Source organism: Fibrobacter sp. UWH4, from assembly GCF_900142475.1.
Classification (GTDB): domain Bacteria; phylum Fibrobacterota; class Fibrobacteria; order Fibrobacterales; family Fibrobacteraceae; genus Fibrobacter.
The window spans coordinates 429,685-448,817 of the sequence record NZ_FRAY01000002.1 but is presented as its reverse complement, the minus strand read 5'-3'; the positions used below and the strand labels follow the sequence as shown (position 1 = coordinate 448,817).

12 protein-coding genes and 1 tRNA gene are annotated in these 19,133 nt (G+C 52.4%); 8 read left to right on the top strand and 5 right to left on the bottom strand.

Annotation, left to right across the window (positions count from 1 at the left end; genetic code table 11):
• Nucleotides 1-81: 81 nt before the first annotated feature.
• From galE to BUA93_RS04680, 4 genes are all read right to left on the bottom strand, one after another.
• Nucleotides 82-1,101 (bottom strand): UDP-glucose 4-epimerase GalE, encoded by a 1,020-nt coding sequence (galE, locus tag BUA93_RS04700; protein ID WP_072977842.1) that lies wholly within the window; start codon nucleotides 1,099-1,101, stop codon nucleotides 82-84.
• A 506-nt stretch (nucleotides 1,102-1,607) separates the two neighbouring features.
• Nucleotides 1,608-1,680 (bottom strand) — tRNA-Gly (locus BUA93_RS04690).
• A gap of 31 nt (nucleotides 1,681-1,711) precedes the next feature.
• Entirely contained in the window at nucleotides 1,712-2,788 is a 1,077-nt protein-coding gene (locus BUA93_RS04685) for an adenylate/guanylate cyclase domain-containing protein (protein WP_083597123.1), read from the bottom strand.
• A 7-nt stretch (nucleotides 2,789-2,795) separates the two neighbouring features.
• Complete coding sequence (locus BUA93_RS04680; RefSeq protein WP_072977836.1) at nucleotides 2,796-2,975, bottom strand: hypothetical protein; 180 nt, start codon at nucleotides 2,973-2,975, stop codon at nucleotides 2,796-2,798.
• Nucleotides 2,976-3,044: 69 nt separating this feature from the next.
• On the opposite strand from BUA93_RS04680, the gene hemW reads away from it, so the two are divergent.
• The 3 genes from hemW (at nucleotide 3,045) to BUA93_RS15860 (ending at nucleotide 11,350) form a co-directional block, all read left to right on the top strand.
• Nucleotides 3,045-4,202: a radical SAM family heme chaperone HemW gene (hemW, locus tag BUA93_RS04675; protein WP_072977834.1), complete on the top strand. Its 1,158-nt coding sequence runs from the start codon at nucleotides 3,045-3,047 to the stop codon at nucleotides 4,200-4,202.
• Nucleotides 4,203-4,339: 137 nt separating this feature from the next.
• Nucleotides 4,340-7,081 (top strand): hypothetical protein, encoded by a 2,742-nt coding sequence (locus BUA93_RS04670; protein ID WP_139257765.1) that lies wholly within the window; start codon nucleotides 4,340-4,342, stop codon nucleotides 7,079-7,081.
• A complete protein-coding gene (locus BUA93_RS15860) occupies nucleotides 7,082-11,350 on the top strand; it encodes a hypothetical protein (protein WP_072977831.1) in 4,269 nt (1,422 codons plus the stop codon).
• Between the two features lie 151 nt (nucleotides 11,351-11,501).
• Here BUA93_RS15860 and BUA93_RS04660 read toward each other — a convergent pair whose 3' ends face one another.
• A complete protein-coding gene (locus tag BUA93_RS04660) occupies nucleotides 11,502-12,314 on the bottom strand; it encodes a sigma-70 family RNA polymerase sigma factor (protein WP_072977829.1) in 813 nt (270 codons plus the stop codon).
• A gap of 530 nt (nucleotides 12,315-12,844) precedes the next feature.
• On the opposite strand from BUA93_RS04660, the gene BUA93_RS04655 reads away from it, so the two are divergent.
• The 5 genes from BUA93_RS04655 (at nucleotide 12,845) to murI (ending at nucleotide 19,105) form a co-directional block, all read left to right on the top strand.
• A complete protein-coding gene (locus BUA93_RS04655; RefSeq protein WP_072977828.1) occupies nucleotides 12,845-13,624 on the top strand; it encodes a class I SAM-dependent methyltransferase in 780 nt (259 codons plus the stop codon).
• A gap of 3 nt (nucleotides 13,625-13,627) precedes the next feature.
• Complete coding sequence (locus BUA93_RS04650) at nucleotides 13,628-14,761, top strand: glycosyltransferase family 4 protein (protein WP_072977826.1); 1,134 nt, start codon at nucleotides 13,628-13,630, stop codon at nucleotides 14,759-14,761.
• Entirely contained in the window at nucleotides 14,758-15,780 is a 1,023-nt protein-coding gene (locus BUA93_RS04645) for a lysylphosphatidylglycerol synthase transmembrane domain-containing protein (protein ID WP_072977824.1), read from the top strand. Before BUA93_RS04650 ends, BUA93_RS04645 begins: the two co-directional genes overlap by 4 nt.
• 98 nt (nucleotides 15,781-15,878) lie before the next feature.
• Nucleotides 15,879-18,299, top strand: coding sequence for a UvrD-helicase domain-containing protein (locus BUA93_RS04640; RefSeq protein WP_072977822.1), 2,421 nt, complete (start codon nucleotides 15,879-15,881; stop codon nucleotides 18,297-18,299).
• A complete protein-coding gene (gene murI / locus BUA93_RS04635; protein WP_072977821.1) occupies nucleotides 18,296-19,105 on the top strand; it encodes a glutamate racemase in 810 nt (269 codons plus the stop codon). The genes BUA93_RS04640 and murI overlap by 4 nt, the downstream gene beginning before the upstream one ends.
• Nucleotides 19,106-19,133: the final 28 nt, after the last annotated feature.

Sequence of the window (19,133 nt, the reverse complement as noted above, 5' to 3'; positions counted from 1 at the left end):
TTATAGAATAATTGGGCGGAGGTGTCAAGGGGAAGGTGCCGCAAAAATGAATTTTTTTGCAGAAAGCGGCTTTTGGGGCCGTTACCCCTTGCGGTAACCGTTCGGGTTGTTCTTTTGCCAGTTCCAAGCGTCGCGGCACATTTCCTCGATGCCGAACTGGGCCTTCCAGCCGAGTTCCTTGTAAGCCTTTTCGGGGTTGCAGTAGCAGGTGGCGATGTCGCCTGCGCGGCGGGGCTTGATGCTGTAGGGCACCTTGATGCCGTTCACCTTTTCAAAAGCGTGCACCACGTCGAGCACGGAGTAGCCGTGGCCTGTTCCCAGGTTGTAAATGGCGAGTCCGCACTTGTTTTCGATGGCCTTGAGCGCGCTCACGTGGCCTGCGGCGAGGTCGCAAACGTGAATGTAGTCGCGCACACCGGTTCCGTCGGGGGTGTCGTAGTCGTTGCCGAACACGCCGAGTTCCTTGCGGATGCCTACGGCGGTCTGCGTAATGTAAGGCATTAAGTTGTTCGGAATGCCGTTCGGGTCTTCGCCGATGCGGCCACTTGGGTGGGCGCCAATCGGGTTAAAGTAGCGGAGCAGCACCACGTTCCATTCGGGGTCTGCCTTCTGCACGTCGATCAGTACCTGTTCCAGCATCGACTTTGTCTGGCCGTAAGGGTTGGTGATGGCGCCCTTCGGACATTTTTCGGTGATGGGAATTTCTGCGGGATCGCCGTACACGGTGGCCGACGACGAGAAGATGATGTTCTTGCAGCCATTGTTGCGCATGGCGTTTAACAGCACGAATGTCGCATTCATGTTGTTTTCGTAGTATTCCAGCGGCTTGGCGACCGATTCGCCAACGGCCTTGAGCCCGGCAAAATGGATGCAGGCATCAAAGTGGTTTTCCTTGAAAATCTTGTCCATGGCGGCAGCGTCGCGGGCGTCTGCCTTGATAAAGGGAATTTCTTGCCCGACGATTTCAGCGACTCTGCGGAGCGATTCGTCGCAGGAGTTCACCAGGTTGTCGACGGCGACAACGGAATGGCCTGCCTTATAAAGTTCGATAATCGTGTGGCTGCCAATATAACCTGCGCCACCAATAACTGCAATTTTCATAAATTGTCCTTCAAATTTTTGGGGAAATATATAAAATTATGGGTGAAATGGCGTCAAAAGGGATTGCGGCAGCGCCAGTCTCCGCTACGCGGCTGGCTCGCCGCCCTACGGGCTCGATGCAAGCTTCGCTTGCCACAAGCTCATAATTTGCCTCTTCGCACTTCGTGCATGAGCCAAATTATGCCGCACCCTCTCCCCCAAGGGGTCTCGGGTCCGACCCATTATCATTCGAATACAAAAAAGGCCTAGCTTTATGCTAGGCTTCTTTTGTATTAGAGTGGGAAAAGGGATTGATTCGTCGCTAGTCTCCGGTCTGCGACCGGCTAGCTCCTCACCCTGACGGGCCTCCCGCCCTTTAGGGCGTGAGTTCCTAAACAACTCGCAAGCACTTTGTGCGCCTCGTTGTTTAGTCGGCCCCCCGACCCCGAGGGGTCTCAGGTACTGCATACCATTGTCTAGCGATAAAACAAAAAAGAACCACTTTGAAGTGGTTCTTTTTGTTTTAGAGCGGGAAAAGGGACTCGGACCCTCGACCCCGACCTTGGCAAGGTCGTGCTCTACCAACTGAGCTATTCCCGCGGGGTGACCCAATTATAGAATAATTAGGTGGCTATGTCAAGGGTTGGTGCAAAGAAAAAATTAAAATTCCGTTTTTTTTGCCCCGAAGTTCGAAAAATCCCGCTTTTACGCACAAAAATCCATGGGGAAGGGGGAGCGGAAGCTTGGCGAAGAGGTCTTCCGAAATCAAGAAATCCTGTCCGAGTTTGGAGCAGAGGGTCTGGATTCGGGACGTGGTGTTCAGCACGTCGCCGTGGTACGCCATTTCGCTGCCAAAGTTTCCGACCTCGGTCGAGATGACCTTCCCGCAGTGGGCGGCGGCCTTGAATGCAGGGCAGATACCGTAGCGCTTGATGAATTTCCCCTTTGTTCTGGCTAGACACTCGGCAAAGTCGTGGAAACATTCCAGCGGACGGGCCCTGCGGTGGCAGTCTTTCGTTTTCCAGGTCAGGAACACTCCGTCGCCTGCGATTTGGTAGATTTCGCCATGGTTCTCTTCGCAACAGTTCGACAGGAGCCTGTAGTAGTCGCGGATAAAGTTGCTGTAGGTGACATGTCCCAGTTCCTCGGCGATTTCGGTGGAATGTTTCATGTCGATGAACATGAAGATAAGGTCTTCTTCCTTGGGGTCCTGGTACTTGCCGAGCAGGGTGTTTATGAAAACGCGGGTGCCGAATTTCTTGTGTACCGAACGCACAAAGGTGATGAGGTGCCCTAGCAGGAATAGCGAGAAAATAAGGATGTGGCTGCTGGGTTCCTTGAAAAACTGGATGACTTGTTTTAGCGAGGCTTCGTTGATCAGCCCTTCGCTCTTGTCAATCTTCCAGATGAGAATGCAGAGAGTGAGGTTTGCGCAGATGCTTGCCAGAAAGAAGCAGGAGCGGATCAGCAAGGCGGCGGCGACGGGGCGCTTGTCCATCTCGTCTTGCAGGATCATCACGTCGTAGATGGCGTGCGAAAGTCCCGAAAACAGGGACAGCTGCAGCATGAACAGCAGGCGGCTGGGGTCTATGCCTTTGCCGGAACCGTATTGGAACAAAAGGGACGTAAGAAGGGTCGCGATAACCCAGCTAAGGATATAAAAGCATACGGCCTTACATTTACGTTGCGTCAGTCGAGTAATGGCCATGGAACCTTCAGTGAATAAATAGGGGGAGAGCCCAGATCATGGCGATAATAATAATATCTTTATACGATTCGTCAAGTAGAAGGGCCGAAGCAAGGAAGAAAATCGTAGTGGATATCGTCAAAAAAATCAGGAGCGGGAGCCGCTTCTTCATCTTTTGTTTCCAACTTATGTTTTCTTCGTTGCGCATACTTCTTATATAAATAATCTAATTTTTAGCAAAAGATTCATTCGTATTAAAAAATTATATTGTTAAAACATGTTTTGTGTCTATCTTCACATCCCCTTTTGCAAAAAAGTTTGCGATTATTGCGATTTTCGGGTAATGCCGGCCCAGTCTAAACTCTACAAAGAGTATACGGATGTAATTTGTAAGCAAATTGTATGTTTCGAAAGCGAGCGCCCGGGACTGTTGAAGACGGCAGAGACGCTTTATCTTGGAGGGGGAACTCCTTCGGCATTACCGCCCACTTACCTGCGCCAAATTTTCGAATGCCTTGCTTCGGTGGGGGTTGCTGCGGGTCGTTTGCGTGAAGTCTCGATGGAGTTCAATCCGGAATCGACGGATGAATATACGGTGGAGTCGGCGCTTTCGCTTGGAGTGAATCGCGTGAGTCTCGGCTTGCAGACTTTCGATGCGGACCTGCTCAAGCTGGTGGGGCGCTCCCATTCGGTGGAGCGGGGGCTCGAGGCGCTTCGGTTATTGACCTCGATGCCAAATTTGCAGGTGAATGCCGACCTGATGTTTGACCTTCCGGGGCAAACCGTAGAAGGCTTTTTGGCCGACGTCGACCGCCTTTCGGATTTTCCGTTGAATCATGTCAGTTTCTATGGATTGAATGTTTCTCCGCGTTCCAGGCTTGGACACAGGGTTTCACGGGGGGAGCTGTCCGTGAACGAAGATCTTTATGAACCGATGTATCTAGGGGGTGTCGAAATCCTTGAACGAAAAGGCTTTGTACGCTACGAAGTGTCGAATTTCGCAAAGCCCGGTTTTGAAAGCTCCCATAACCGGAATTATTGGGACCGTGGCGAGTACGCGGGCTTTGGTCCCGGTGCGCACAGCTATATAGGAGGAACGCGTTTTTACGCTCCCGAAATTTATCCGCGCTGGAAAGACTATGTCAATTCGGAATGTCCGGCTGATGCGCTTATGGTCGATCGCCTGAATCGCGATGATGAACTGATGGAGCTTATTTGGCTTTCGCTTCGGCAGTCGAAGGGGCTCCGTTTCGAGGATCTCCGTGCCTTGGGAATCGATAATCCCGAATCGCGTTCTGCCGCTTGTGTGGACAAATGGATCCGTAAGGATTTTGTAATAAATAAAGATGGAATTCTCCGCCTGCAAGGGCGCGGTTGGATTTTTATGGATGAAATCGTCACAGATCTTGCAAACGCTTATTCCAACTTGGAATAATCCGCTTTGGAATGCGGGTGAGATACGAGTCACAACTATAATTTTTGTTGTTCGTTTTCTAAAAAAAAATCATATATTTGGAATGTGTATTATGCAAAGTTTTTTTTGCGTGTGTTCAGTTTTTTGCCGAGGTCGTAATGTTGCAAGTCAAGACAAATTTTCTTTCGCTGATTCTGCTGTCGATGCTGAGTTTTTCGACAGGTGTTTTTGCGTTGGATTATCCGGACTGTACGGACTACGAATCGGTTCCCGACGAAGACAAGGGCTTGTGCAAGTATTACCGTATTTGGGATGACCGCGGTGCTCAGTTGTGGGTGGTTCCTCCCGGAGAAAATCCGTTTAACAAGTCGGCTGCAATCAAGGGGGCAACGTTTTACGTGTATGCCCCGAGTGAAGAAGGCCTGGGCCGTGATTCTTTGACGCTTGAATTGGCTGACTCGAAACTTCCTAAGGAAGAGGCCATTATCAAGAACCTTACGGCGGTGAAAGCCGATAACGAAACCGGTCTCGTGAATGTCCGAATCGGAAGCCGCTACGAGTTGAACAATTTCCCGCTGGGTACGTCGGATGATGCGGCGGGTTCGGACCCGAAGGTGAGCCTCATCTACAATTTCTATGTCCCGTACCTGAAGTACTATGTCGAGAGCAAGGAAATTACCAGCAAGTCGCAGATGTCCTACGAGGTAGGCGATACGATGCATGTCGATGTCGAGGCCATCATCCCGATCGGCCATGCGAAGGGCCGCGTTGACTCGGCTCTCCAGAGGACCTTCTACATTACGGCAGAAGGACAGAGCGAATCGATGATGTTCCTGAGCGAAGGTGGCAAGAACCTGAAACTGTCCGACGGAACGATCCGCTTGGATATCAAGGACGGCAAGGGCAAGTTCATGGTGGTTTCGACCAAGGCTATCAGTGACGGTTCGACTTTCACGATGAACGCTTTCCCGGACAGCTTGAACAATAACGAGTTTATCTTGAAAAATCCGTTCCCCGGCGAATACCAGTTCACGAACCCCGATATGCCGACCTTGGATAGCGCAGCCATTTTTGATACCGATGGCGACGGCATTGGCGACAGCATTGCGACCTGGTTTGGCGGCAAGATGGACTCGGTCTCGGTGGATTCCTTCTACTACAGCTGGCCGAACGACGATTCCTTTGAAAAGTATAGCGGTGACGTCAAGCAGAAAAAAGACGTGTACGGGCTCCCCGACGTGAAGGTTGAATTGCAGAAAGATTCTGCGACGGGTGCGGTCAAGGCCTTTGTCTGCACAACGGTCGGAAACCGTTGCGAAACGTTGCAGACGGCTCTCGCCGATAGCATTGGAGCAGCCATCCAAGAAGCAACCTTGATTAAGGGAAATACGGGAAGCGCAACCGACACTCTGCTTGTTCGATTCAACAAGGATATGGATACATCGTGGACGACCGGTCGCGGTTTGAAGCTGAATGGATCCTCGATTGATGTGACGGCGTTCATGAAGGACGGTAACCTGTGGGCGTTCGTAGTGGATACGGGTATCGTGCGTGTGGGCGATATGCTCAAAATCGAGACGGTCTGTGGTGCCGAATGTCCGGACGGAATCTTGACTGCCGCCGACGGAGTTCCGACAAACAAGAACAACCAGGAAGTTCCGGTGCAGAATGCGGGCCGCGTCTTGGTCGACAACGAAAATAACGGTTTCTATGACCGCGATGGCGATGGCCGGATGGACAGCGCTTCGGTCGGCTTTGAAACTCCGATTACCGAAGAAGACCTGAAGAATATGGACATCACGTTCTACTGGCTCGATGGCGACGGCGAATTGCTTGCAATCAAGCCGAACCTTGCGGACCTTACGATTTCGGCGGATGGTCGCGTGCTGGGTTATGCGCTCGATAATCCAGAAAAATACGATGTCAAGGAAATGCTTACGGGCATTGACAAGTCCTATTCCAAGGGCGGAAAAATTGAGTACGGTTACGCGACGATTTCGAACAAGCTCTCGGTCAATGGCAAGGATACGACGGAATCGGCGGATTACAACATGCGTGACTACATGCCGCCTGTGATTTCTTCGACTTTCCTGCAACCGGAATCGTTCCAGGAAATGGAACCGGACAAGTTCAAGGTAACGTTCTCCGAGGCAATGGACTACAAGAACGCAACACTGTCTGATGACTGTCTCGCGTTCTATGTCGATGGACAGTGGGTGCATTACAACTTGAGCTCTGCGGAATGGAGCGACAATGGCCGTACGGTGACGCTGTTTATGGAAGCGGGCGAAGACTTGTCTTCCCGAATGAACCCGGCGGACTCGGTGCGCTTCGATAACTTTACGAGCGGCCTTGCAGATACCAAGGGCAACAAGGTCTCGGAAATGGCGCCGACCGTGTTGGTCGAAGGTGATCCGCGCTTGATTATGAAGACGAACTCTTTTGCGGATTTGAACAAGGCCGCGGAATTGAGCGAACGTGCAAAGCCGTTTACCATCGAACATGTGAAGAATGCCAAGGAAGCGTCCGACCAGTCTTCCCTCGGAGTGCTGATGGATGTCGCCTTCTCGACCATTATGTCTAAGGATGATTCCGTTGGTGCATCCGTTCCGAATATGGACAAGATCGGCTTGACTTGGGAACTGTATGTCTACACGAACCTGGGTGCCTACGTGGGTGGCGCCTCGGGAAATATCGACTGTAACGATCCGTTCTTCGAAGGCAACTGCCTCGAAAATCCGGATAAGCTCTATGTGCGTTGGAATATGCGTTCCGATGACGGTCGCAGGGTCGGCGCGGGAATTTATTTGGCGAAGTTCAAAATCAAGGTCTACGGCGCCAAGGATGATTTTAAAGTTGAAAGAATCTTTAGATGGGGCATTTCTTCTAGGAAGCACTAAATGGAGATTCTTTCCGAGGGTACGAACATGATGAAGACTGTGAAATACTTATCGACAATGTTGCTCGCGATGGCCGCAGGTGCTGCGGCTCAGTCGCCGGCTTCTCTGCCGCCGCCCGAAAACCCGGCGACGGGTATCTGGATTCAGCAGGTGGGCGATATTGTGCCGCATGCTGCGACAAAGGCGACCTTGTACTATACCAAGTACGAGGAAAACGACCGCGTGAAGAGTATCAGCTACCAGTACGATGGTGCGGGCTACCTGCTCATGAAACCGTCGGACAAGAAGACTCTTTGTACGATGGGCGACGGACTTGTCGGTGCTGACGGTATTGTGCACCATCCCGATGGAGACCTCCTGATTGCTGGCCAGAATAGGGAAATTCATAAGGTGAACAAGACGGCGAAAGACTCCAGTAAAAAGTGTCTGGTCAAGACGTCGTATCCAAAGCAATATACAAACGGTTTTTGGCATCTCATGATGGACCCGAACCAGAAATGGTTGTGGGCTGCGGGAATTCCTGGTTACCTGTTCCGTTATTCCACAAAAATCGACCCGTCGGTGGGTAACTTTGCGTCGAACGGTTACAAGGTGACCCTTCGTCCGAAATCTACGAACCGCCGTAAGGATGACAAGCTGTCGACCGTGATTTGGGATGGCGATGGAACCGCTTTCTTTACCTATTCCGATTATGCGGGTGGTGGATGCGAAGCGGGCGGTGGCTATGCGGCCTGTGACTCGTCAGCCCGTAAGGCGAGTTCGGCGAATGCTTATTTCGGCATGTTTACCGATACGACTTGGACCAAGGTGACTCGCGAAAACCAGGCGAACATTGGTGGGGAAATTGGAGAATCGGTCATTACGTCGGTGGGAACGAAAATCTTGATCGACTCCCTTGAAGGTGCCCATGGTGGTGCGTACGATACCTACTCCAAGACGATCTTCGTGTTCGGTGGTTCGCGCATTGTGCAGATTCAGCCTTACAAGGATATGGCGGGAAATCAGCAGGCGAAAGTGGTGGCAATGATTGACCTCCGCGAATTCTTCTTTACCGAAACCAAGGCGAACATGACTGGCCCGAGAACGCCCGGCGTAGGTTGGCGTCTGGACCAGGGTACGACTGACGGGTACGGCCATTTGTTCGTGGCGTCCAATACGGGTCACATGATTTTTGTGGACTATGCGGCAAACCCGAAAAAGCAAATCAACGACAATGTGCTTGTTCACGTACAATGGATCGATAATTATCTGGATGACCTGGCTCCGCTTTCGGGCGTGGGCGTTATCCGTGTAGGCGGCAATACCGGTGAAGATGAAATATCCAGCGCTTCGCAGAGTAGCTCGTCTCTGGTGGAATACCAGGAGTCATCTAGCAGCGCGAAGTCTAGCAGCAGTACCGGAAATGGTGGCAGCAGCAATAGTACCGGCAACAGCTCCGGTAGCAACGGCGGCAGCAGCAATAGCACGGGCGACAGTTCCGGCAGCAATGGCGGCAGCAGCAATAGTACCGGCAACAGCTCCGGCAGCAACGGCGGCAGCAGCAATAGCACGGGCGACAGCTCCGGCAGCAACGGCGGCAGCAGCAATAGCACCGACAGCTCCGGCAGCAACGGCGGCAGCAGCAATAGCACCGGTAACAGCTCCGGTAGCAACGGCGGTAGCAGCAATAGCACCGGTGACAGCTCCGGCAGCAACGGCGGCAGCAGCAATAGCACCGGCAACAGTTCCGATAGCAACGGTGGCAATGGTAACAGCAGCTCTTCGAAGGGCAACGGTAATGGCGAAGATGTCGATAATCCGTCGTCTTCGAGCAGGTTCCATGGTTCGGGCGACGATGTCGACGTTAGGTCGAGTTCTTCGAGAATGTACTATGGAGCAGACGATGTTGATTACGGTGATGATTCTGGCCTGGATAACTACCCGTCTGCCGATGACTTCGAGAAGGGAGATTCCTTGGTCAAGAAGACCGTGGTGATGGAACCCACGGATCCTGATCCGAATAACCCGAAGATTGTGGTCATTGCAGGCAACAGCTATCTGCTGACGGACGATCCGAAGGGTATTCCGATGGATTTACGCTTTGATTCTGGCCTGGATTCGGCTAAGGTCGGTGACATTATCGCCATTACGCTGGATCCGGATAAGGTGAAGGAATATTTCGGTACGGCGGATTCCTTGACGCTGTTGCCGGGTCAAAATGTAAAACTGGTTGATCCGAGCAACGGCAAAATCACCGACAAACTGGTCGTGAATGCCGATGGCAGCGTCACGATTTTCGTGACGGCCAATCAGGTGGTCAATGGCGGCACCATCAAGGTGTACGGCGGTGGAGAGATGGTTATTATCGACAACATCAACTTCTACGACCCGATTCCGGATAGCCGCATGGGCTACATCAAGGATTCCGATGATGACATGGCGTTCGACTACCTGGAAATTCTCTTGAAGGATACCTTGCCCGATAGCTATTACCTGGATGGCGTCAAGCTTGTCGTTGGCGGAAAGACCTATGACTGTGTCAACCCGACAATCAAGGGTGACCGAATCCAGGTAGATGTGAGCGGCTTGAATTTGCCGGGCGTGGGAGAGTTCCCGAAGGATGCCAAGGCGTTGATCACTTACGCTGATAAGGCTGGAACGGGGGCGACTTATCTCCGCGAGGTTCCTGTGACGGAAGTGGGCAGCAACGTGATTAAGGACGCTTATGCCATCCGTAACGCAAACGGCCTTGACTCCCTGTTCCTGCAGTTCAATATCGACCTGATGCCGGTTGATGTTAATTCTCCCGACATGCTTGTGATGCTCAAGCAGGAAGGGGCTCGGTATGGGCTGGACGAAGTGCTTAAGGTCTATATGCCCGCGAAGGATATTGTAATTCTGGTCGGCAAGACCTTCAAGCTGAAGGGCGCATTCAAGGATAGTGTGTCTCTCTATCCGAGCGTGACCTTTGAGAGTCTGCCGAATATTACCTCCGACGAATACGAACGCGAAGTGGCTGTCAAGGTGGTGGATCGCTTCCCGTCGTCCAAGAACGTGGAATACTGGGATACCGACGGAGATGGCGTCCTGGATAGGATCGTGGCCGTGTTCGACAGAAAGCTGACCCAGGCGGATATCGATAGTACGCTCTATATGTCGTTCCCGTGGTACAGCTATCGCGGTATGATGATCCAGTTGCAGGCGCAGCCTGCTGACCTGAAGCTTGACCCGAATGATTCGACCCGGGTGATTTGGGAAGTGGTGTCTCCGACCCGCTTGGCGGATGGCGTTACGAGCATCAGCGACAACCTGCCTCAGGCAAACGTTTATACCTATTACAAGGTCTTTGACGAAACATTCGTGAACGAAGAATCCGCTCCCCTGGTCGACAAGATGTCCCCTGTCGTTGCAAGCGCTACGTTGAGCTACGGCAAGAAGGCGGATACCTTGTTGGTGGTGTTCTCCGAAGCGATTAACCATAAGAACCTCAAGAGCAATGACTACTTCTCCTATATCCATGGTGAAGAAACGATTGAGCTCAATCCGACGCGTATCGACTGGTCGCCGGATGGATTGAGCGCAAAGCTGGTGTTCAATGGTAGCCAGGGAACCATTATGCCGGGCGACTCGCTTGTGGTGCGTAAGGGACTCAAGGATGCCATCAAGGATAACTACGGCAACATTGCTGGCGAAAATCCGCAATCGGTCATTATCGGCGGTCTGCTGAACCATCTGGTCGAGGCGACCAATATGGGCAGCTTCGATGCGAACGATGACCGTATCGTGGATGAGGATAGCAACAAGACCTACACCTTGCAGACGGTGAGCTCCGTGAACCTGCGCTATGTGCCGGGAACCACGACTAAGGAAGATATGGAGAAGGAAGGGGCGCTAGGACAGCTCGTGCAGCTGGGCGAACGCTTCGTGCCGCAGCTCCTCGACCGTGCCCAGGTTTCTTCGGATGGTTCCTATGACCCGTCGGTGCTTGATTCCCTGAAGCCCGAAGATGTGTACATCTCGTTCATCGTGAATTACTTCGATCACCTGGGCCAGTACGTGAACGATACGGTGATTACCGTTCCGTGTAACAGCCCGAAGTTCGGCGGTAACTGCTTGGAAACCGACAAGAAGGTCTTTGTGAACTGGAACTTCAAGGATCACAAGGGACGCTTCGTGGGAACCGGCATTTACAACGTCCAGTTCAAGATGATTGTCCGTTACGAAAACCGTAAGATCGAGGAACAGATCAAGGACAAGTGGGGCGTCCGCCGCAAGAAGCACAAGAAATAGCATTGAGCACGGGCTTCGCCCTTTGAGGTGTGAGCCCGGGTGCAAAGCACCCTATGGGTAGAATATGAAAAAACATTCAGCTATTGCTGAATGTTTTTTTTGTCTCAAAGCCCAAAGCTCCCGAAGGGAGCGAGCTCGTAGCTCATACCTGTTATTTGTTAATCGCTGCTAGGAACGCTTCCTTCTTGTCTTGCAGGAATTCCTTGCTGTTGTACTTGCGAATACGGCGCAGCGCCTGGTCGCGCAGCTGACGCACGCGTTCGTGGGAAATGTTCATGGATTCGCCCACTTCGCGGAGTGTCTGCGGGGCTTCCTGGTTGATACCGAAGATACCGGTGATCACCTTGGCTTCGCGTTCCGGGAGCTGTTCCATGAGGTCGCGGGCGAGGGCTTCGACGCTCTGGATTTCGGATTCGTTTTCCGGGTTCGTCGCGGTACCGTCGGGCAACACTTCGGCGTAAGTGGCCTTGGAGTCTGCCTTAAGCGGACTGTCGAAAGAAACGCCGCGCTGACCGATCTGGATGAGTTCGCGGATTTCTTCGTTGATTTCCTTACCGCGGCTCTGTTCGTGCAAAGCCTTACGCACGCGCAGGTGCTGGTTCGCCGGCAAGCGAATCAGGTTGCCCTGTTCGTTGATGGCACGGGTAATGTAAGCCTTGATCCACCAAACGCCGTAGCTGATGAACTTAAGGCCGCGGGTATGTTCGAAGGATTCGATGGCGCGGACAAGTCCCATGGCGCCTTCGCTCACCAGGTCCGGCAGCGGAATCGGGCAGCCGCGGTACTGGATGGCGACCTTGAGCACGAAACGCATGTTGGCGGAAATGAGTTTCTTGCGGGCGATCTTGTCGCCTTCTTTTGCTTTCTGGAAAAGGACTTGTTCTTCTTCGCGGGAAAGCGGTGCAGTGCGTCTAATATCTTCGAGGTATCTCTTTAGTGTAGTATCTGTGGAGTCAATATGCATTTTATAACCTTATGTCCTTAATATCGTATTTTTTTAAGCAAGATGCGTGCCAAAAGTGTAAAAAAATTGCAAAGTGTATCAATTTTAGTGGAAATTGTCACGATTTTATGAATCTTGTCTTAAAGTATAGAATAATTGTCTTTAAAATTCAACTTTTGTCATAATTTTATGACAATTTAATTGCTGTCGCCCTGGATCCCGTCGCTCCTTGCAGTCGCTCCAGGATGACAGCCCCGTCGAAGTCATCCTCGACCCTGGAGTGCGTAGCGGCCCTGCTCCTACGAACCTAACTCAACTAAGGCAACGAGTTGCCAAGTTTCGTATATCGGCAGGCTCAGGGACCTTTTCTCTGCCTTGCTGCCGAAGGATAGCGAGGGGGAAACTTCCCCCCTTTTAACAACATCTAATTCCTGATTCTCTAAGCACTAAGTTCTTAGCTCTAAGTTCTACCAACTAAGCCCTTTCTACTTAGGCATCTTTTAACTAGGATTTCCGAATTCTGAATTTCGAATTAGTATATTTTACACGCTATGTCTATTAAAGAACCTGATCAGTCTGTCTGGAACAGATTTTGGCAACAGAAGAACGATATGGACAAGGTGTACCCTTCGTCCCCGTCTGTGTTGAATACGATTAAGAAGAATTTTAAGCTCGAAGGCCTCAAGGTTTTGGAGGTCGGCGCCGGTACCGGTCGCGACAGCGCAGAACTGGCTCGTTTGGGTGCCGATGTCTATGTGCTCGATTACGCTGAAAACAGTTTGAAGATTGTGGATGCCATTCGCGCGAAGGATAACCTTTACGATAACCTGAAGCTTGTGCGTGGCGATGCCTTCAAGGCTCCGTTCCCGGATTGCACTTTTGACTTGGTTTTCCATCAGGGGTTGGCCGAGCATTTCAAGGATTCGCTCCCGTTGATCAAGGAAAACTACCGCATCTTGAAGCATGGCGGTCACTGCCTGTGCGACGTGCCGCAGACCGTTCACCCGTACACCGTGATCAAGCATATTCTGATTGCGATGGACAAGTGGTTTGCCGGTTGGGAAAAGCAGTTCACCATGCCGCAGCTGAAAAAGCTCATGACCGATGCGGGTTTTGAATGCGTTTACGATTATGGCGACTGGATGCGCCCGAACCTCTTTTACCGCATTGTGCGTGAAGTGGGCTTCAAGGTGGGCGTGGAACTGCCGAAGTATCCGCTGCAAGGATCTGCCTACCAGAAGGTCAAGGACAAGATTCTTGATTCGCTCGAAAACAATTCGCTTATGCACTACACGCAGTTGTGCATTGGAGTCCTGGGCAGAAAGCCCTAGCCGATGAACATCCTTGTAGTCAATTACCGCGACCGGATGCACCCTGCCGCAGGGGGCGCCGAAAAGCACCTTCACCGTATTTTTTCTCAGATTGTAGAATCGGGGCACAAGGTTGTGCTCCTGACGACGGCGTTTGCCGGCTGCAAGGCCCGCGAAACGGTGGACGGAATTGAGGTGGTTCGCAAGGGTGGCGATTTGCTGTTTCAGCTGACGACGGCGATGAATATCCGCAAGCTGGACCGTGAATTCAATTTCGATGTGGTGGTCGAGGACTTGAACAAGCTTCCGCTGTTTACGCCGTTCTTGACCAAGAAGCCGGTGGTGGTGCAGATGCACCATTTGTGGCGCAGCTCCATTTTCCATGAGGCGTCGTTCCCAATTGCCTTTATGGTGTGGGCGTTCGAACGCGTTATTCCGTGGTTCTACCGCAAGCAGCCGTTTGTGGTGGTAAGCCCGAGCACCAAGTACGAACTTGAAGAAATCGGAATTGACGAAGACCGCATCTCGGTGGTTTATAATGGATCGGACGATGTGGATCCGTCGCAGGTCTTGGCGACCGAAGACGTGCCGAGTACGCCGTATTTTTTGTGGCTTTCGCGCGTGCACCGCTACAAGGGAATTTGGACGGCGCTCGAGGCTTTTGAAGAATTTGCCGAGAACCACCCTGATGTAAAGCTTGTAGTGGCGGGCGATGGTCCGCTCCTGAAAAAGATTCCGGCGTGGCTCAAGGAACGCGGACTGACAGAACGTGTTGAACTTTTGGGATTTGTGACGCCGTCGAAGAAACGCGCCCTGTTGCAGAAAGCGGTGGCGCTCTTGCAGACGAGCTACAAGGAAGGTTGGGGCCTTACGGTAGTGGAGGCTGCAAGGCTTGGAACGACGACGATTGCAAGCGATGTGCCGGGACTCCGCGACAGCGTAAGAAACGGCGAAACGGGACTCTTGTTCCCGGTGGGGGATTTTCATACTTGTGCGTCCGAAATGGACAGGCTTTATAGCGACGACGATTTGCGCACGAGACTTTCGGCGGCGGCGAAGAGTTATGCGGGTGAGTTCCGCTGGGACATTGCTGCCGAGAAGACTCTCGACCTTTTGCAGGATGCCGTTATAGAGCGACAAGTGGGGGGGAGGAAATGAGTAAGGTGAATGGCCGACTGAAATCGGTGCTGATTTTTTGCTTGAAACTGGTGGTGACTGCGGTTCCGGCTTATTTTGTGTCCCGAAATATCGTGAAGGCGCCGGACTGGAGCGTCGACGATTTGTATAGGCTCTTTAGCGCGCATAGCGTGTGGCCGCTTTTTGTTGCCTTGTTGTGCCTTGGACTTTCGAACTTTACGGCGTGCCTGCAGTGGAAACTGTTGCTCGAAAAGCAGAACGTGAAAATGGGCTACGGGCATTTGCTCAAGCTTTATTACGTAGGACTTTTCTTCAATAACTTTATGCCGGGCAATGTGGGTGGCGACGCCAAGAAGGTTTATGACATCCGCATGCAGGGAGGTCAGGATACCGTGGGCGCAGGACTTACGGCGACTTTCTTTGATCGCCTGTTCGGCCTTTTCTTTATTACGTTGTTTGCACTTGCGATGGGCCTGATGTTCTTTATGCACGACGAAGCGCAACGATCGTTCATGTGGCCTTCGGTGTGGATTTTTATTGGATTCTGTGCTTTGTTTGCCGCCCTTTGCAGCCGCAGGCTCGGGCGCTTGTTGTGCAAGGTGCTCGCGAAAGTTTTTCCGAAAAAGATTAACGAACGGCTGATTCACATGTTCGAACGGTTCCAGCAGTTCCGTTCGGCAAAACTCTGGATGCTTATTAGCGGCCTTTCGGCGGTGACGCAGTCGTTGCGCATTTTCGTTCACTATTTTTGCGGAATCGCGGTCGGCGTGGACCTCTCGATTTCGTGGTACTTTTACTACATCCCGCTGGTGGCGATCGTGAGTGCGCTCCCGATATCGATTGGCGGTTTTGGCCCGCGTGAACTTTTGGCGCAGTCGCTGTTTGCACGTGCCGGAGTGCCGGGGCTTGAATCGGTGGTGATTCAGTTGCTCGCTTACTTTGTGAGCCTGGTACTGAGTTTGTTCGGTGCATTTGTCTTTTTGCTCGGCGGAAGCCCTGTTGCAAATACGCCGGCGAAGGTGAACGACGAGCCGAAATAATTCGACGGCGCAGGCCTTGGAGAATCCCTGGGCGTGCGACGGTTATTAGATAGCGGTGGCGCTGTACATGTACTTCGCCCCATTCCATACGAGGCGTTATGGACGCCGAAGAGATCCTCAAGGGATTGAATTCTGACCAGCGTGCGGCGGTGCTGCACGACCATGAGAAAGGTGCGCAACTATTGATTCTGGCGGGGGCCGGCTCGGGCAAGACGTCTGTCTTGACCAAGCGAATCCAGTACAGGATTCTTTGCGGTGTAGAACCTGAAAAAATCTTGGCGTTGACCTTCACCGCAAAGGCCGCCGCCGAGATGCGGGATCGCGTGCAAAAATTGTTCCCGGACGCGGGCGTGCGGCTGTGTACGTTCCATTCGCTTGCACTGTACATGTTGAAATGCAGGGTGCCACTCCTTCGGCCGGCCCTTCGGCAAGCTCAGGAACCTAGTGACAAGTTCACTGAGCGGGGCCGAAGTGAACGAACCCTTCGGCCCCTCGGTTCAACAAAACTCACCGCAAGCAGCAAGCTTGGGAACCTTAATCAGGTTAGCGAGCCTGCGAAGTGTGAACCCGCCGAACCACAGGGACCTTATGCGTACGAGCTCATTGGCTTCAAGAAAATGCCCGTACCGACGGAATTTTCGGAGCGGGATTTTTCGCAGGCGCTTTCGAAACTCAAGTTGAAAGTCAAGGTGTTGCGGGAAAACCTGTTTTCGGACAGCTACGGTGAGGCGGTATCGGCGAAATTGCAACCGCTTCGCGACGCGGTACTCGAATCGGGGCAAGTCGTTTTTGAAGACCTGATTTATTCGGCGATTCAGTTGCTCGAAACCAACGAGGCGGCTCGGAATTATTTTCGCAAACAGTGGCAAGAAATCCTGGTGGATGAGTACCAGGATATCAACCCTTCGCAGTATCGTTTGGTGAAAGGCTTGCTCGGCGACCGCAAGCAGCTGTTTGTCGTAGGCGATGACGACCAGGCCATTTACGGCTTTCGCGGTGCCGACATCGGAAACATCGAGCGCTTCTGCGAGGACTTCAAGGAATCGACTCAGATTCGCTTGGAATGGAATTACCGTTCGGTTCCGAATGTGCTGTACCTGGCGAATGACATCTTCAAGAACAAGCCGATTCACTTGCGCAAGATGCTCCGGGCTGGCAACTTGAATGGTTCCGGTGGTAATCCGCTTTACAAGGAGAACCGTAAGCCCGAAGTCTGGGTGTCCGACAATCCTGTCGAGGAAATCCAGAAGATTGTGGAATCGATCAGGGAACTCCGGCTGGGTTATGACCTGCTGTGGAAAAATTTTGCAATCCTTGTGCGCTACAACCGGCAGCGGCTTTATTACGAACAGGCCCTCCGCGACTACGGGATTCCTATTGCAGGTGATGTCGTGGCGGATGCGGGCGAGACGGAAAATGGGGAGACTGCGCCCGAAGTGACTGTTGAAGACGGGGTGCACATCGAGACGGTGCATGCGTCCAAGGGGCTTCAGTATGCGGTGGTGTATTATGCGGGACTCTGCGAAAAACTGACTCCCGGCGAATGTACCGGTGACCGTAAGGCTCGAAAGAAACAACTCGATGAGGAACGGAGGCTTTATTATGTGGGGGTGACCCGTGCCGAGGCTTGCCTATTTTTGTTATATTGCAAATGTAGATTCTGGAAAGGCAAACTTCGTCGATTCAGACGGTCGCGTTTTTTGCCTCGCGGTATGACTTCCCCAGCCTTCCCTGCAAAAGGGTGGCCTGTCGTATCGGAAAAAGCCCGGGATCGGGATTCAAAATTCAAGATGCCTGTTATTTTGTTTAAAATTTATGTTGCCGCGACGGTGCTTGGGTATATGCTGATGTATATACTGACTCTGCCGTTTACCAAGCCTTATTATGGCAAGAATTTCGGGGCGTGGCTGGACCATAAGATTCAGGACTTCTCGAGATTCTGCATGAGGCGGCTGCGGGTGGACTTGACGATCGAAGACCAGGCGCAGCTCGGTAAGGTGGATTGGACCCGTCCCGTGTTTATTGTAGGGAACCATAATTCCTTTGCCGATATCCCGATCGTGTTCCTGGCCATTCAGAAGACGGTGGGCTTTGTCGCGAAAAAGTCTCTCGGTCGTATTCCGTTTCTGCATTTCTGGATGCATAAGATTGGTTGCATTTTGGTGAACCGTGAAAAGGGTGGTGCCGCCAAGGCGGTGCGCGAGGCGATTGCCGAAAGGGGAAATGCGGTACGCGTGTTTATTTTTCCGGAAGGGACTCGCAGCAAGACCGGTGCGCTCGGCACCTTCAAGAGTGGCGTGTTCCGTTTCGCTTGTGAAAACGATGCAATCCTGTTGCCGCTCGTGATCAAAGGCTCCGGCCCCGTGTGGGAACGCCGCAAGGATTGGGGCCGCCGCAAGGTGAACGTGAAGATTCTTGCTCCGGTCGATGTCCTGGAATGCCGTAAGGAAAACGAGAAGTTCGACCCCAAGGTTCACATGCTCCCCATGGTCCACAAGATGATGGAGGACGCCCTGTGATCGGCGTGTTCGATTCGGGTTTTGGGGGCCTCACGATTCTCCGGAATTTGCAGAAGGCGCTTCCGCAGTACGATTACCTTTACCTGGGCGACAATGCCCGCGCCCCTTATGGCTCCCGCAGTTTCGAGACGATTTTCCGTTATACGCTGCAGGCGGTGCGCGAGCTGTTCAGCCGCGGATGCCCGCTGGTGATTCTCGCCTGCAACACGGCGTCTGCCAAGGCGCTCCGGAGCATCCAGCAGGATGTTCTCCCTTACGAATTCCCCGATAAGCGCGTGCTTGGCATTGTGCGACCCACCGCCGAAGAAATCGGCAAGTTCAGCCGGTCGGGGCACATCGGCATTTTCGGAACGGCGGGAACAGTTTCTTCGGGCAGTTACCTGATTGAAATCAAGCATTTCTACCCTGGCCTCAAGGTGACGCAGCATGCCTGCCCCATGTGGGTGCCGCTGGTCGAATACGGTGAAAGGGAGTCCGAGGGGGCGAAGTTCTTTGTGAAGAAGGATATTGATGCCCTGCTTGCCGAGGATCCCGAAATCGATACGCTCCTGTTGGCTTGTACGCATTACCCGCTCCTGGAAGGGGCGATCCGTGCTGCTTTGCCCGAGAAGGTCCGTCTGGTTTTCCAGGGGGATATCGTGGCTGAAAAGACGGTGGACTACCTGAGACGGCATCCAGAAATGGAAAATCGTCTTACAAAAAATGGAAAAACCCGATTTTTGACCACCGATACCGCGAAATTCTTCGAAAAAGGGGCCTCGCTCTTTGGAATGACGGGTTTTTCGGCGGAATCGATTACCTTCTAGCTTATTTTTTTGTATCTTGCGTATTGGA